Source organism: Pseudomonas sp. MF4836 (assembly GCF_002018875.1).
Taxonomy (GTDB): Bacteria; Pseudomonadota; Gammaproteobacteria; order Pseudomonadales; family Pseudomonadaceae; genus Aquipseudomonas.
In genome coordinates this window covers 305,830-321,152 of record NZ_MVOL01000006.1, presented here as the reverse complement: position 1 = coordinate 321,152, position 15,323 = coordinate 305,830, and the positions used below count along the sequence as shown (strand labels likewise).

Genomic DNA, 15,323 nt, shown 5'->3' with positions numbered 1-15,323 from the left:
GGACCAAGCTGGCTGCGAGTCACTTATAGCTATTGGCCATTAATTTGACCAGCGCAAAAATAGCCAAGAGCCTTGAATATCAAGGCTCCGTGCATTCAAGTGCCGATCAGCGCGCGGTGATTTTCCAGGCGCGGTGGATCTTGCCGTTACGAGCGAAGTCCGGATCGATGGTCTTGGCGCTGATTTCCTCGACCGCATAGCGCGATTCAAGGTGTTCATCGAGCTGGAACTTGCGGAAGTTGTTGGAGAAATACAGCACGCCGCCCGGTGCCAGGCGGGCCATGGCCAAGTCGAGCAACTGCACGTGATCGCGCTGTACGTCGAACACCCCTTCCATGCGCTTGGAGTTGGAGAAGGTCGGCGGATCAATGAAGATCAGGTCGAACTCATCGCGGCAGGCGTCCAGCCAGGTCATCACGTCGCCCTGCTCGAGGCGGTTCTTGTCGGAGAAACCGTTGAGCGAGAAGTTGCGACGCGCCCAGTCCAGGTAAGTCTTGGACAGGTCGACGCTGGTAGTGCTGCGCGCCCCACCCTTGGCCGCATGCACACTGGCCGTCGCGGTGTAGCAATACAAGTTGAGGAAGCGCTTGCCGGCGGCCTCTTTCTGAATCCGCATGCGCATCGGCCGGTGATCGAGGAACAACCCGGTGTCGAGGTAATCGGTCAGGTTGACCAGCAGCTTGACTCCACCCTCGGTGACTTCGGTGAACTTGCCCTGGGTGCTCTGGCGCTCGTACTGCTTGGTGCCGCTCTGGCGCTCGCGACGCTTGATCACTACCCGGCTCTTGTCGACGTTCAACGCCTGGGGGATGGCGGCCAAAGCGTCGAACAGACGGGCCTGGGCCTTCTCCGGGTCGATGGATTTCGGCGCGGCGTATTCCTGAACGTGGACCCAGTCGTGATACAGGTCGATGGCCAGAGAGTACTCCGGCATGTCCGCATCGTAGACCCGGTAGCACTCGATGCCCTCACGCTTGGCCCATTTTCCCAGCAGTTTGAGGTTCTTTTGCAGGCGATTGGCGAACATCTGCCCGCCTTCGCTCAAGCGCGCCTGCTCGACCACTGGAGCCGGCGCCGGTACGGGCTTGATCGGGTTGCCATTCTTGTTGTACTGGCGCTCTTGCGGCTCAAGCGGGGCCTTGTCGGCCTCGGCCTGCTCACGTTCGGCCAGGCGCTGCTCCGGGGTACGGCGCTCACCCGTGACGAACTGGTCCGGCAGGACCTTGATCAGCAGCAGCTTGCACGGCAAGGCGCCGTTCCAGAACGAGTACTGTTTGTGGCTGCGAATGCCCATGCGCTTGCCCAGGTCCGGGGCACCGGTAAACACCGCCGCCTCCCAGTTCAGGCAGGCCTGGCGCAGACGCTCGCCGAGGTTCTGGTAGAGGTACAACAGGCTGGCTTCGTCACCCAGACGCTCGCCGTAGGGAGGGTTGCAGATCACCAGGCCTTTCTGATTCTGGTCCGGGCGCGGCTCGAAGGTGGCCACCTCGCCCTGGTAGATTTTGATCCACTCGCTCAAGCCGGCGCGCTCGACGTTATTGCGCCCGGGCTGGATCAGTCGTGGGTCGGCCTCGTAACCGCGGATCCACAACGGCGGCTTGGCCAGGCCGGCCTGGGCCCGAGCCTGGGCTTCGTCATGCAGCTTGCGCCACAGCGCCGGGACGTGGCCCAGCCAGGCGGTGAAGCCCCACAGCTCGCGCTTCAGGTTGGGGGCGATGTCGGCAGCGATCATCGCCGCTTCCACCAGGAAGGTACCCACGCCGCACATCGGGTCAGCCAGCGCCCCGCCATCGGCGGCAATGCGTGGCCAGCCGGCACGGATCAGGATCGCGGCGGCCAGGTTTTCCTTCAGCGGCGCAGCGCCTTGCTGCAGGCGATAACCGCGCTGGTGCAGGCTGTGACCGGACAGGTCGAGGGAAAGGATGGCTTCGCCACGGTCCAGGCGCAGGTGAATGCGCAGGTCCGGGTTCAGCTTGTCGATCGAAGGGCGCTCGCCGGTCGGGGTACGCAGCTTGTCGACGATGGCGTCCTTGACCTTCAGGGCGCCGAAGTGGGTGTTGTCGATGCCCGAACCGTGGCCACTGAACTCCACCGCCAGGGTGCCGTCAGCGAGCATGTGGTCTTGCCAGTCGATATCCAGCACACCGTGGTAGAGGTCTTCGGCGTCCTTCATCGGGAAGCGCTTGAGCACCAGCAACACCCGGTTGGCCAGGCGCGACCAGAGACACAGCCGATAAGCGGTCTCCATGTCGGCCATGCCGCGCACGGCAGAGGTGTGCTCGCGCGCTTCCTCAAGGCCAAGCCCGACGGCTTCCTCGATCAGCAGGCCTTCGAGGCCTTTAGGGCAAGTGAGGAAGAGTTCATAACGATCCGACATGGGAGTTCCAGGGCCTTTGGCATAAGTGAACGGACAACGCATTGTCCGCCCGGTTTTCAATCAAGCGCTTTTCTTGAAGAGCGCTCGCGTGGCACGAAAGTGTGCCGTCCCACCCCTGCCGACCAGCTCACCACAGGGGTAGAAAAAGCTTAGATGGCAGAGGCAGATAAAAAGTCGAGCAACAAAATGTCATAAGTCGACCCTTCGTCGAATAATACCCGACTGCAACAGGTCGACATTCTTACTAAAGCATTAACACCGTCATCTAACCAAAGGCTCATCACAGCAGGCTTTGCCCAATAAAAACGGTTCGCATCCAGCCGTTCTTATGGCCTTACCCGCATTATCGTTACATCCTTATGACAAAACGATCATTCCCACCGTGTGACCTATTGGTTAGAACTCAACACAGGTTGACGCCGCAATGACGTCAACAATCAAGCTCGCCACGCCGGCAGCGAGCACCAACGGCAGAAGCATTCTGCCCGACCTCAGGTAGAGGTCGATAGGACATAAGTACAGTCAACAAGTGAGGGAAACACCCTATGAGAAGACTTAAGCGTGATCCGTTGGAAAAAGCATTTGTACGCGGATATCACTATGGCGTTAACGGCAAATCCCGTGAGCTTTGCCCATTTACTCTACCGTCGGTACGTCAAGCCTGGATTAACGGCTGGCGCGAAGGACGCGGCGACAATTGGGACGGTATGACAGGCACTGCGGGCATCCACAGACTCAACGAACTTCACGCTGTCGGCTAAATAAGGGCACCATTCCGACACTAAAACTTGAATAGCTTGTGACTTAACCACGCACGTCCCATCCGGACGGCGGGCTTCGGCCCAAGGGCTCCTTGAAGGAGCCCTTTTTATTGGCCGCGATTCATGGCGACAGACTGCTCCCCGCCACCAGGCCAAACAGGCCTGGGCGCGCCGCTCTTAAGCCTGAGGGTTACGACTGCCGTGCAGCCAATGCCGCAATGGCATCCACCGACTGGCGAATCAACGCCGGTCCTTTGTAAATGAACCCCGAATACAACTGCACCAGACTGGCACCGGCAGCGATTTTTTCAGCCGCGTGCTGGCCTTCGGTAATACCACCAACCGCAATAATCGGCAGGCGCCCGGCCAATTCGGCCGCCAGCACCTTGACCGTGTGCGTGCTCTTGTCGCGCACCGGGGCACCGGACAGGCCGCCCGCCTCTTCACCGTGCTCCAGCCCTTCGACGCCTGCGCGGCTCAGGGTGGTGTTGGTGGCAATCACCGCGTCCATGCCGGTTTCGATCAAGGCCTGGGCCACGTCCACGGTTTCTTCATCGGTCATGTCCGGAGCGATCTTGATCGCCAATGGCACATGCTTGCCGTGACGCAGCGCCAACTCCTTCTGCCGCTCGCTCAAGGCGCCGAGCAATTGCTTGAGCGACTCGCCGAACTGCAGGCTGCGCAGGCCCGGAGTGTTGGGCGAACTGACGTTGACCGTGACGTAACTGGCGTGGGCATACACCTTGTCCAGGCAGATCAGGTAGTCATCCACCGCGCGCTCGACCGGGGTGTCGAAGTTCTTGCCGATGTTGATCCCCAACACACCCTGATACTTGGCTGCAGCCACCCGCGCCAACAAGTGATCGACGCCCAGGTTGTTGAAGCCCATGCGGTTGATGATCGCTTCAGCTTGGGGCAGACGGAAGATCCGTGGCTTGGGGTTGCCGGGCTGTGCACGCGGGGTGATGGTGCCGATCTCGACAAAACCAAACCCCAGCTGGGCAAAACCATCGATGGCCGCACCGTTCTTGTCCAGACCGGCAGCCAGGCCAACCGGGTTCGGAAAGTCCAGCCCCATGACCCGCACCGGCATCTGCGCCGGCGCCTTGCACAACAGCCCATTGAGGCCCAAACGCCCACCCGCGCCGATCAGGTCCAGGGACAGATCATGGGAGGTTTCCGGGGAGAGTTTGAACAACAGCTGGCGGGCCAGGGTATACATGGGCGGGCTTGACTCGGTGGCGGCGAATAAGGCGGCGATTATAGCCGGGCCCGGGGCCTGCACGCGAGGCGCACAGTGAAATCAGCGGTGAATGGCATATGCCTTGCACCAAGGTGTACATCAGTACTTCTGCCAACGGCGGCAGGGTGCCCCTATCGATACGGACAAAGGCGTCGTCACCCGTCCTGGCTCTGCCAGGCGCTCGGGTACGGCGCTTTTTCATTGCAAGGTGGTCAGGCTCATGAATGAACTCGCAATCGGCCCGCTGGCCTGGGTCAACGGCAGCGACGCCCCGGAGAAGAGCGCCATCGACCTGGGGTTCATGGCACTGACCGACTGCGCCTCGGTGGTGGTTGCTGCAACCCAGGGCTTCGCCCAGCCCTATGGCTTGACCCTGAACCTCAAGCGCCAGGCATCGTGGGCCAGCCTGCGGGACAAACTGGTCAGCGGCGAACTGGATGCCGCCCACAGCCTGTACGGCCTGATTTATGCCGTACACCTGGGCATCGGCGGCGTTAATGCCAGCGACATGGCGGTGTTGATGGGGCTGAACCAGAACGGCCAGAGCATCAACCTGTCGCGAGAGCTGCAAGGGCTGCAGGTGACCAGTCCTGAAGCGCTTTACCAGCACGTGCACCAACGTCGTGCAAAGCTGACCTTTGCCCAGACCTTTCCCACCGGCACCCACGCCATGTGGCTGTACTACTGGCTCGCCAGCCAGGGCATCCACCCGTTGCAGGATGTCGACAGCGTGGTGGTGCCGCCGCCGCAAATGGTGGCGCACCTGCAAGCCGGGCGCATCGACGGCTTTTGCGTCGGCGAGCCCTGGAGCGCCAGCGCGGTGCGCCAGGACCAAGGCTTTACCCTGGCCACCACCCAGGCCATCTGGCCCGACCACCCGGAAAAAGTCCTGGGCTGCACCCGCGCCTTTGTCGAGCAGTACCCCAACACCGCCCGTGCTCTGGTGATGGCGGTCCTCGAGGCCAGCCGCTTTATCGAACAAAGCCGTGAAAACCGTGAAAGTACCGCGCAGTTGCTCAGCGCCGGTGCCTACCTCGACGCCCCGCTCGACTGCATCCAGCCGCGGCTGCTGGGGGACTATGCCGACGGCCTCGGCAACCAGTGGCAAGACCCCCATGCCCTGCGCTTTCACAATGCCGGCGCGGTCAACCTGCCGTACCTGTCCGATGGCATGTGGTTCATGACCCAGTTCCGCCGCTGGGGCCTGCTGCGCGAAGACCCGGACTACCTCGACGTCGCCCGCCAGGTGCAACAGCTTGGGTTGTACCGCGAGGCGGCCACGGCGGTGGGCGTTGCGTCCTGGGGCCAGGACATGCGCAGCAGCCAACTGATCGACGGCAAAATCTGGGATGGCACAGACCCGGGCGGCTATGCACGCAGTTTCAAATTGCACGCCATGAGCGACAGCTCACCCCTTCTCGCCAGCCGCTGACAGGAGCCTTGAGTATGTTGCGAATCCTGTTGATCAATGACACCGCAAAAAAAGTCGGCCGGCTCAAGGCGGCACTGATCGAGGCCGGCTTCGAAGTGATCGACGAGTCCGGCTTGACCATCGACCTGCCGGCCAGGGTCGAAACGGTGCGTCCGGACGTGATCCTGATCGATACCGAGTCACCCAGCCGCGATGTACTGGAGCAAGTGGTGCTGGTCAGCCGCGATCAACCGCGGCCGATCGTGATGTTCACCGACGAGCACGACCCTGGAGTGATGCGCCAGGCGATCAAGTCCGGTGTCAGCGCCTACATAGTCGAGGGCATCCAGACCCAACGCCTGCAACCGATCCTCGATGTGGCCATGGCTCGCTTTGAAAGTGACCAGGCGCTGCGTGCCCAGTTGCATGCGCGGGACCAGCAGTTGGCCGAGCGCAAGCGCATCGAATTAGCCAAGGGCTTGCTGATGAAAATGAAGCACTGCCAGGAGGAAGAGGCCTACACCCTGATGCGCCGCCAAGCCATGAGCCGTCAGCAGAAACTGATCCAGGTAGCCGAGCAGATTATCGCCATGAGTGAACTGCTCGGCTGAGCCCCATCGCCTCAGCCGGATTGGCTCAGCTCTTGCTATGGAAACTCCGCAGGTAACCAACGGCGGTTGCCCCACCTACGACAAAGACGTCGCACACCCTTCGCTCAGGCAGACAGGGTTGCGGCGTTTTTTCGTTTTGGCCCCACAGCCCGGGGCCGGTGGTGCGGCCGTGACGGTGCACCACCTGAAGGCTCATGACTCCTTTCGAGACTCTTTTCAGCTGAGGTGCGCGATGAATTCAAGCTTCTGGAAATCCGGCCACACCCCGACCCTGTTCGCGGCCTTTCTCTATTTCGACCTGAGCTTCATGGTCTGGTACCTGCTCGGCCCCCTGGCAGTGCAGATAGCCGCCGACCTGCACTTGACCACCCAGCAGCGCGGCCTGATGGTCGCCACACCGATCCTGGCCGGAGCCCTGCTGCGCTTTGCCATGGGCCTGCTGGCTGATCGCCTGTCGCCAAAAACCGCCGGGCTGATCGGCCAGGTGATCGTGATCTGCGCCCTGTTCGGCGCCTGGAAACTGGGTATCCACAGTTATGAACAGGCCCTGCTGCTGGGGGTGTTTCTGGGCATGGCCGGGGCTTCGTTCGCCGTGGCGTTGCCCCTGGCTTCGCAGTGGTACCCGCCGCAGCACCAGGGCAAGGCCATGGGGATTGCCGGTGCCGGCAACTCGGGGACGGTATTTGCGGCCCTGCTTGCGCCAGTACTGGCGGCGGCTTTTGGCTGGAGCAATGTGTTCGGCTTCGCCTTGATCCCGCTGATTCTGACCCTGGCGATTTTCGCCTGGCTGGCCAAGAACGCGCCGGAACGGCCCAAGGCCAAGTCCATGGCGGACTATTTCAAAGCCCTGGGCGACCGTGACAGCTGGTGGTTCATGTTTTTCTACAGCGTGACCTTTGGCGGCTTTATCGGCCTGGCCAGCGCTCTGCCCGGCTACTTCAACGACCAGTACGGCCTGAGCCCGGTCACCGCCGGCTACTACACCGCAGCCTGTGTCTTCGGCGGCAGCCTGATGCGCCCCTTGGGCGGCGCCCTGGCGGATCGCTTCGGCGGCATCCGGACCTTGCTCGGCATGTACGGCGTAGCGGTGCTGTGCATTGCCGCAGTCGGCTTCAACCTGCCCAGTTCCTACGCGGCGCTGGCGCTGTTTGTCTGCACCATGCTCGGCCTGGGTGCCGGCAACGGTGCGGTGTTCCAACTGGTACCACAACGCTTTCGTCGCGAGATCGGCGTGATGACCGGGCTGATCGGCATGGCCGGCGGCATCGGCGGCTTTGCCCTGGCGGCGGGCATGGGAGCGATCAAGCAAAGCACCGGCAGCTATCAACTGGCACTGTGGCTGTTTGCCGGCCTTGGCATCCTGGCCTGGTTCGGCCTGCATGGAGTGAAACGTCGCTGGCGCACCACCTGGGGCTCCGCCGCCGTCACCGCGGCGCGGGTCTGAGCCGCCCATGAGCCTGCAACTGAGTCACGCTCAGGCCAGCGCCATCGGTCCTCGGTCTGAAAACCAGGACGCGCTGCGCCTGGTAACACCGGCACCGGCGCTGGCGGCCAGCAAAGGGCTGCTATTCGCCATCGCCGACGGCGTCAGCCAATGCGCCGATGGAGGCCTGGCGGCGCGTTCGACCTTGCAGGCGTTGGCACTGGACTACTACGCCACCCCGCAAACCTGGCCCGTGGCCCAGGCTCTGGAGCGTCTGTTGCTGGCGCAGAATCGCTGGCTGCAAGCCAACGGGGGTGGCCAGCCGTTGCTGACCACCGTCAGCGCGCTGGTGCTGCGTGGCCGGCGATTCACCCTGGCCCACGTTGGCGACTGCCGGGTCTATCGCTGGCACGCCGGGCATCTGCAGCGCATCAGCGAGGATCACGTCTGGGAGCAACCCGGCATGCAGCACGTGCTCAAGCGCGCGCTAGGCCTGGATCAACACCTGGTGGTGGACTTCCTCGACGATGAGCTGCGCCAGGGTGAATGTTTGCTCATGCTCAGCGACGGGGTTTGGGCGACCCTCGGCGACACGGCCATTGCCGCGATCCTGCATGATCAGCCCGACCTCGACAGCGCCGTGCAGACCCTGGTCGCTGCCGCGCATCTGGCGGGCAGCCAGGACAATGCCAGCGCACTGCTGATACGGGTCGACACCCTGGGCGAACACTCGATCGGCGATGCCCTGATCCACCTGCAGCAATGGCCCCTGCCGCCGCCACTCAAGCCCGGCCAGGCGTTCGAGGGCTGGCAGGTCGAGGCCGTGCTCGGGCAAAGCCAGCAGTCATTGCGCTATCGGGTACGCGATGCCCAGTTGCAGCCCTGGCTGTTGAAAACCCTGCCGACTCAACTGGACAACGATCACCGGGCCGGACAAGCCCTGCTGGCTGAGGAATGGCTGCTGCGTCGGGTAGCCGGGCGCTACTTTCCGGAGGTCCACGCCAGCACCTCACGCCAGCATCTGTATTACGTAATGCGCGAATACCCGGGCAGCACCCTGGCCGAACTGTTCGCCAAAAACGGCCCGCTGCCCCTGGCGCAATGGCAGACGCTGGCCCAGCGCCTGCTGCGCGTGGTGGGCTTGCTGCACCGGCGACAGATCCTGCATCGCGACATCAAGCCCGAGAACCTGTTGCTCAGCGATGACGGCGAGTTGCGCCTGCTGGACTTCGGCCTCGCCTACTGCCCCGGCCTGTGCGAGGACCCGGCCAACCTGCTGCCGGGCACCCCCAGCTACATTGCCCCGGAGGCCTTCAGCGGTGCTGCGCCGAATGCGCAGCAGGACCTGTATGCCGTGGGCGTGACCTTGTACGTGCTGCTGACCGGGCACTACCCCCATGGCGAGATCGAAGCCTTCCAGCGCCCGCGCTTCGGCCTCCCGACCAGCGCCAGCCGCTATCGCCCGGATCTGCCGGACTGGTTGGCACACAACCTGGAGCGCGGGGTAAATGCCGACCCCGGCCAACGCTTCGAGACCGCCGAGGAATGGCTACTGGCCCTGGAACACGGTGAGCGCGGCAGCCTGAGCGTACGCCCGCGCGCCCTGCTCGAACGCGAGCCGCTGAAAGTCTGGCGCAGCGTGGCCCTGGCCGCCCTGCTGCTCAATCTGGTGCTGCTATTTCTGCTCCTGCACTGAAACCCCAAATCCTCCCGTAGCCGCTGCCGCGCTGAAAGAGGGCGCCGCGCCTTGATTCGGTGCATGAACAGGCGCCAGTGCGCGGAGCAACCCCGGCAAAACCCTGCCTGTGGCGACTTGGCACAAGCGCTGCATTAGTTCTACGCAACAGACATACAGCCCGACCTTCAACGACGAAGGGCAGGCTTCCCGAGAGAACGGGACCGGACAAAGGCGTCCTCGCTAGGCAACTAGCGGGACGCCTTTTTTGTTGTGCGATTTTTGTCGAGCCAGGCCCCACCCACCGCCTGAGCTCCCGGAGAACCTGATGAAAAAACTCAAACTGGTGATGATCGGCAACGGCATGGCCGGGGTCCGGACCCTGGAAGAACTGCTCAAGCTGAGCAACGAGCTGTACGACATCACGGTCTTCGGCGCCGAGCCCCACACCAACTACAACCGCATCCTGCTCTCGCCGGTCCTGGCCGGTGAGCAGACGTTCGACGAGATCGTGCTCAACGACCTGGACTGGTACCTGGATAACCAGATCAAGTTGCTGCTCAACCGCAAGGTGGTGCAGATCGACCGGGCCAGGCGCCGCGTGATGGCCGAGGATGGCACCGAGGCCGAGTACGATCGCCTGCTGATCGCGACCGGCTCGACGCCGTTTATCCTGCCCATCCCCGGCAACACCCTGCAGGGGGTCATCGGTTACCGCGACATCGCCGATACTCAAACGATGATCGACACCGCCAAGACCCACAAACACGCGGTGGTGATCGGTGGCGGCCTGCTCGGCCTGGAAGCGGCCAACGGCCTGATGCTGCGTGGCATGCACGTCACCGTGGTGCACATCGGCGAATGGCTGCTGGAGCGGCAACTGGACCAGACCAGTGGCCAACTGCTGCAAACCGCCCTCGAAGCCCGAGGCCTGCACTTTCGCCTGAGCGAGCAAACCCAGGCCCTGCATGATGCCGGCAATGGCCGGGTGGGCTCGGTGCAGTTCAAGAACGGCGACATCATCCCCGCCGACCTGGTGGTGATGGCCGCCGGCATCCGCCCCAACACCGAGCTGGCGGAAAAAGCCGGGATCCCGTGCAATCGCGGGATCCTGGTCAACGACACCCTGCAGACCTACGACCCGCGTATCTACGCCATCGGCGAATGCGCCAGCCATCGCGGCATCGCCTACGGCCTGGTGGCGCCGCTGTTCGAACAGGCCAAGGTCTGCGCCAACCATCTGGCACAACTGGGCTTCGCGCGCTACCAGGGCTCGGTGACCTCAACCAAATTGAAAGTCACCGGCATCGACCTGTTTTCCGCCGGCGACTTCATGGGCGCAGAAGGGACCGAAACCATCACCCTCTCCGACCCCATCGGCGGCGTGTACAAAAAGCTGGTGATCAAGGATGACGTGCTGGTCGGCGCCTGCCTGTATGGAGACACCGCGGACGGCGGTTGGTACTTCCGGCAGATCCGCGAGAACCATGGGATTGGCGAGATCCGCGACCACCTGATGTTCGGCGAAAACGCGCTGGGCGATGTCGGCCATCAAGGTCAGGACAAAGCCATGGGCATGGCCGACAACGCCGAAGTCTGCGGCTGCAATGGAGTGTGCAAGGGCACCATCGTCAAGGCGATCCAGGAGCACGGGCTGTTCAGCGTCGACGAGGTCAAGAAACACACCAAGGCCGCCAGCTCCTGCGGTTCCTGCGCCGGCCTGGTGGAGCAGATCCTGATCAACACCGTCGGCGGCGCAGCGGACGTCAAGCCGAAAAGCGAAAAAGCCATCTGCGGCTGCAGCGACCTCAACCACGGGCAGATCCGCCAGGCCATCCGCGAACAGCACCTGCTGACCATCGCCGACACCATGAGCTACCTCAACTGGCGTACGCCCAATGGCTGCGCCACCTGCCGCCCGGCGCTGAACTACTACCTGATTTCCACCTGGCCGGGTGAAGCCAGGGACGATCCACAGTCGCGGCTGATCAACGAACGGGCCCACGCCAACATCCAGAAAGACGGCACCTATTCGGTGGTGCCTCGAATGTGGGGGGGCGTGACCAACCCGTCTGAGTTGCGGCGCATTGCCGATGTCGCGGACAAGTACCAGGTGCCCATGGTGAAAGTCACCGGCGGCCAGCGCATCGACCTCCTAGGGATCAAGAAGCAGGACCTCCCTGGCGTGTGGAAAGACCTCGACATGCCCTCGGGCCACGCCTATGGCAAGTCCATCCGCACCGTGAAAACCTGCGTCGGCAGCGAGTTTTGCCGCTTCGGCACGCAAAACTCGACGCAACTGGGGATCGAGCTGGAACACGACCTGTTCAATATGTGGTCCCCGCACAAGGTCAAGCTCGCAGTCTCCGGCTGCCCGCGCAACTGCTCGGAGGCCGGGATCAAGGACGTGGGGATTATCGGTGTCGACTCCGGCTGGGAGCTGTACATCGGCGGCAACGGCGGGATCAAGACCGAGGTCGCGCAGTTCTTGATCAAGCTCAAGACCGCCGAGGAAGTCCGCGAGTACAACGGTGCCTTCCTGCAGCTGTACCGCGAAGAAGCCTTCTACCTGGAGCGCACCGTGCACTACCTGCAACGGGTCGGCATGGACCACATCAAACGCGCGGTCGTGGAAGACCCGCAGCGGCGCAAGGCACTCAACGAACGCCTGCAATTCTCCCTGTCGTTCGAGCAGGACCCGTGGAAAGAGCGCCTGCAGCAGCCGTTGCTGAAGAAAGAATTCGACCTGATCCCCCTGAACAACCTGGAGGTGCCGGCATGAACTGGCAGGATATCTGCGCCCTGGAAGACATCAACGCCCTCGGCGCGCGCATCGTCGACGGGCCCAAGGGCGCCATCGCCATTTTTCGCACCAGCGACGACCAGGTCTTTGCCCTCGATGACCGCTGCCCGCACAAGGGCGGCCCGTTGTCCCAGGGGCTGATCTACGGCAAGAAAGTCGCCTGCCCGTTGCATAACTGGCAGATCGACCTCGAATCCGGCCAAGCCCAGGCCCCCGATACAGGCTGTGCACACCAGCATGCTGCCCGGGTGGAAAATGGCCGGGTCCTGCTGGCGCTGCGGGATGCAGGCTGATGAGCCGCCAGACGACCGCTTCGACCTGTTGTTACTGCGGGGTCGGCTGCGGCGTGCTGATCGAGCATGACGGCCAGCAGATCCTGGGCGTCAGCGGCGACCCGGCGCACCCGGCCAACTTCGGCAAACTGTGCAGCAAGGGAGCCTGCCTGCACCTGACCGGCGACCTCGCGGCACGTGCGCTGTACCCGCAATTGCGCCTGGGCAAACGCCTGCCCCGCAGCCGCACCGACTGGGACAGTGCGTTGCAGCATGCGGCCAACGTGTTTGCCGCCACTATCGCCGAACACGGCCCGGACAGCGTGGCCTTCTACCTGTCCGGGCAATTGCTGACCGAGGACTACTACGTCTTCAACAAGCTGGCCCGAGCGCTGGTCGGCACCAACAATATCGACAGCAACTCAAGGCTGTGCATGTCTTCGGCAGTGGTCGGCTACAAACGCAGCCTGGGCGCCGACGCCCCACCCTGCAGCTACGAAGACCTGGAACAGAGTGATTGCGTGATGATAGTCGGCAGTAACATGGCCTACGCCCATCCAGTACTGTTTCGCCGCCTGGAACAAGCCAAGCGCCTGCGACCACAGATGAAAGTCATCGTCATCGACCCGCGTCGTACCGATACCTGCGACCTCGCCGACCTGCACCTGGCCATCCTGCCGGGCACCGATGTCGCATTGTTCCACGGCATCCTGCACCTGCTGCTGTGGGAAGGCTGGGTGGACCGCGCCTTTATCGAGGCCCACACCGAAGGCCTGGCGCCGTTGAAAACCCTGGTGCGCGACTACACCCCGCACATGGTGGCCCAGCTCTGCGGGATCAATGTCGAGCAGCTACAGGCGTGCGCGCAGTGGATCGGGACTGCGCCGAGCTTCCTTTCCCTGTGGTGCATGGGGCTGAACCAGTCCACCTCGGGCAGCGCGAAAAACAGTGCCCTGATCAATCTGCACCTGGCCACCGGCCAGATCGGCCGACCCGGTGCCGGCCCCTTCTCTCTGACCGGTCAGCCGAACGCCATGGGCGGTCGCGAAACCGGCAGCCTGTCCAACCTGCTGCCCGGACACCGCGAAGCGGCCAACCCCGAGCATCGCGCGCAAGTCGCCCACTACTGGGGGGTCGAGCAGTTGCCCGAGCGCACCGGGCTTACCGCCATCGAGCTGTTCGAGCAGGTGAAAAGCGGCCGCATCAAGGCGCTGTGGATCGCCTGTACCAACCCGGCGCAATCGCTGCCCGACCAGCAATCAGTTCGTGCAGCCCTCGAGGCTTGCCCATTCGTGGTGTTGCAGGAAGCGTTTCGCACCACCGAAACCGCGCCGTTCGCCGACCTGCTGCTGCCCGCCGCCAGTTGGGGTGAAAAAGACGGCACGGTGACCAACTCCGAACGCCGCATCTCCCACGTCCGCCGGGCGATCAAGGCCCCGGGCGAAGCACGCCCGGATTGGGCCATCACCGTGGACTTCGCCCAGCGCCTGGAACAGCAACTGCGTCCCGGTAAGCCAAGCTTGTTCACGTTCACCGAGCCGGCCCAGGTATTCGACGAATACAAACACCTGACCCAAGGCCGCGACCTGGACCTATGCGGAATCAGCCATGCCCTGCTCGACCGCCTCGGGCCGCAGCAATGGCCGTTTCCATCGGGCGTCGAACACGGCACCGCGCGCCTTTATGGCGATGGCGTGTTCCCGACAGCCAATGGCCGCGCCCAGTTTGTCTGCGACCCCTACCAGGCGGCAAAGGAACAACGTGATGCGCGGTTCCCGCTGACCCTGATTACCGGTCGCCTGCGCGACCAGTGGCACGGCATGAGCCGCACCGGCACCGCCGCGCAGTTGTTCGGCCATGTCAGCGAAGCCGTACTGAGCCTGCACCCGGACGAGCTGCGGCGACATCGCCTGCAAAATGGCGATCTGGTCAGCCTCAAAAGCCGCCGCGGCAGCGTGATCGTCGCCGTGGGCAGCGACGACGGCATACGCCCTGGCCAGGCTTTTTTACCAATGCACTGGGGCGATCGTTTTCTCAAGGGCGGCATCAACGCCGTCACCCAATCGGCGTTTGACCCATTGTCCAAGCAGCCGGAACTCAAGCACAGCGGTGTGCGCCTGGAGCCGGTGCACCTGCCATGGCATCTGTTCGCCCTGATCGAGGGCAATGTGCAGCAACATTTCGAGGCGTTGCGGCCACTGTGCGACAGCTTTTCCTACCTGAGCCTGAGCCTCACCGGCCGTGAACGGCCTGCCCTGTTGATTCGCGCGGCGCATGCCCAGGCACCAGACTCGTTGCTGCTCAAGGACATCGATCATTTACTGGGTTTGAGCCACGGCCCTGTCCTGGCTTACGACGATCCGCGACGCGCCATCGGCAAACGGGTGCGAATCGAACAGGGGCGAATCATCGCCATCCGCCTGGCCGGTGAAACTCTGGCCCAGCACTGGTTGCACAACCTGTGGTTGGAAGGCCGCGCCGATGAACAACTGCGCCGCTGGCTGTTGGCGCCCATGAGCACCCCACCTGGGGCCGCCGGCCTGTCCTCGCCCAACAACAAGACCTTGTGCAACTGCAAGAACGTCAGCCTCAACGCGGTTTGTGCCGGCATCGAACGTGGCCTGGACCTCGACGGCCTGAAACAGCAACTGGGCTGCGGCACCCAATGCGGGTCATGCATCCCGGAAATCAAACGTCTGCTGGCTGCCTCGGCGCAGCCGATCGCCATCACCTTGTGAGGAAAAATA

10 protein-coding genes are annotated in these 15,323 nt (G+C 63.2%); 8 read left to right on the top strand and 2 right to left on the bottom strand.

The window, feature by feature from the left end:
• Positions 1-106 precede the first annotated feature (106 nt).
• Positions 107-2,377 carry a bifunctional 23S rRNA (guanine(2069)-N(7))-methyltransferase RlmK/23S rRNA (guanine(2445)-N(2))-methyltransferase RlmL gene (rlmKL, locus tag MF4836_RS16595; RefSeq protein ID WP_078471156.1) on the bottom strand — a complete coding sequence of 757 codons (2,271 nt, stop codon included), beginning with the start codon at positions 2,375-2,377 and terminating at the stop codon, positions 107-109.
• A 545-nt stretch (positions 2,378-2,922) separates the two neighbouring features.
• Here rlmKL and rmf point away from each other — a divergent pair.
• Positions 2,923-3,138 (top strand): ribosome modulation factor, encoded by a 216-nt coding sequence (rmf, locus tag MF4836_RS16585; RefSeq protein ID WP_020300364.1) that lies wholly within the window; start codon positions 2,923-2,925, stop codon positions 3,136-3,138.
• A gap of 190 nt (positions 3,139-3,328) precedes the next feature.
• Here rmf and MF4836_RS16580 read toward each other — a convergent pair whose 3' ends face one another.
• Positions 3,329-4,360 (bottom strand): quinone-dependent dihydroorotate dehydrogenase, encoded by a 1,032-nt coding sequence (locus MF4836_RS16580; RefSeq protein WP_078471155.1) that lies wholly within the window; start codon positions 4,358-4,360, stop codon positions 3,329-3,331.
• 241 nt (positions 4,361-4,601) lie between these two features.
• On the opposite strand from MF4836_RS16580, the gene MF4836_RS16575 reads away from it, so the two are divergent.
• The 7 genes from MF4836_RS16575 to MF4836_RS16545 all read left to right on the top strand — a co-directional run bounded on the left by MF4836_RS16575 (position 4,602) and on the right by MF4836_RS16545 (position 15,314).
• Entirely contained in the window at positions 4,602-5,813 is a 1,212-nt protein-coding gene (locus tag MF4836_RS16575) for a CmpA/NrtA family ABC transporter substrate-binding protein (protein ID WP_078471154.1), read from the top strand.
• A 14-nt stretch (positions 5,814-5,827) separates the two neighbouring features.
• Positions 5,828-6,403: an ANTAR domain-containing response regulator gene (locus MF4836_RS16570; protein ID WP_020300361.1), complete on the top strand. Its 576-nt coding sequence runs from the start codon at positions 5,828-5,830 to the stop codon at positions 6,401-6,403.
• Between the two features lie 232 nt (positions 6,404-6,635).
• On the top strand, positions 6,636-7,847 hold the full coding sequence (locus MF4836_RS16565) for a nitrate/nitrite transporter (protein ID WP_078471153.1): 1,212 nt from the start codon (positions 6,636-6,638) through the stop codon (positions 7,845-7,847).
• A 7-nt stretch (positions 7,848-7,854) separates the two neighbouring features.
• Positions 7,855-9,522: a bifunctional protein-serine/threonine kinase/phosphatase gene (locus MF4836_RS16560; RefSeq protein ID WP_078471152.1), complete on the top strand. Its 1,668-nt coding sequence runs from the start codon at positions 7,855-7,857 to the stop codon at positions 9,520-9,522.
• Positions 9,523-9,829: 307 nt separating this feature from the next.
• On the top strand, positions 9,830-12,283 hold the full coding sequence (nirB, locus tag MF4836_RS16555; protein ID WP_078471151.1) for a nitrite reductase large subunit NirB: 2,454 nt from the start codon (positions 9,830-9,832) through the stop codon (positions 12,281-12,283).
• Positions 12,280-12,597, top strand: a complete 318-nt coding sequence (nirD, locus tag MF4836_RS16550) for a nitrite reductase small subunit NirD (protein ID WP_078471150.1) — start codon at positions 12,280-12,282, stop codon at positions 12,595-12,597. Before nirB ends, nirD begins: the two co-directional genes overlap by 4 nt.
• The gene (locus MF4836_RS16545; RefSeq protein WP_078471149.1) at positions 12,597-15,314 is read left to right on the top strand and encodes a nitrate reductase; all 2,718 of its coding nucleotides are present in this window, start codon (positions 12,597-12,599) and stop codon (positions 15,312-15,314) included. The genes nirD and MF4836_RS16545 overlap by 1 nt, the downstream gene beginning before the upstream one ends.
• Positions 15,315-15,323: the final 9 nt, after the last annotated feature.

Bases quoted from the DNA above. Each gene is read 5' to 3' on its own strand.
- MF4836_RS16575 (WP_078471154.1), top strand. From the start codon at position 4,602: ATGAATGAACTCGCAATCGGCCCGCTGGCCTGGGTCAACGGCAGCGAC.
- rlmKL (WP_078471156.1), bottom strand. From the start codon at position 2,377: ATGTCGGATCGTTATGAACTCTTCCTCACTTGCCCTAAAGGCCTCGAA.
- nirD (WP_078471150.1), top strand. From the start codon at position 12,280: ATGAACTGGCAGGATATCTGCGCCCTGGAAGACATCAACGCCCTCGGC.
- nirB (WP_078471151.1), top strand. From the start codon at position 9,830: ATGAAAAAACTCAAACTGGTGATGATCGGCAACGGCATGGCCGGGGTC.
- MF4836_RS16580 (WP_078471155.1), bottom strand. From the start codon at position 4,360: ATGTATACCCTGGCCCGCCAGCTGTTGTTCAAACTCTCCCCGGAAACC.
- MF4836_RS16570 (WP_020300361.1), top strand. From the start codon at position 5,828: ATGTTGCGAATCCTGTTGATCAATGACACCGCAAAAAAAGTCGGCCGG.
- rmf (WP_020300364.1), top strand. From the start codon at position 2,923: ATGAGAAGACTTAAGCGTGATCCGTTGGAAAAAGCATTTGTACGCGGA.
- MF4836_RS16565 (WP_078471153.1), top strand. From the start codon at position 6,636: ATGAATTCAAGCTTCTGGAAATCCGGCCACACCCCGACCCTGTTCGCG.
- MF4836_RS16560 (WP_078471152.1), top strand. From the start codon at position 7,855: ATGAGCCTGCAACTGAGTCACGCTCAGGCCAGCGCCATCGGTCCTCGG.
- MF4836_RS16545 (WP_078471149.1), top strand. From the start codon at position 12,597: ATGAGCCGCCAGACGACCGCTTCGACCTGTTGTTACTGCGGGGTCGGC.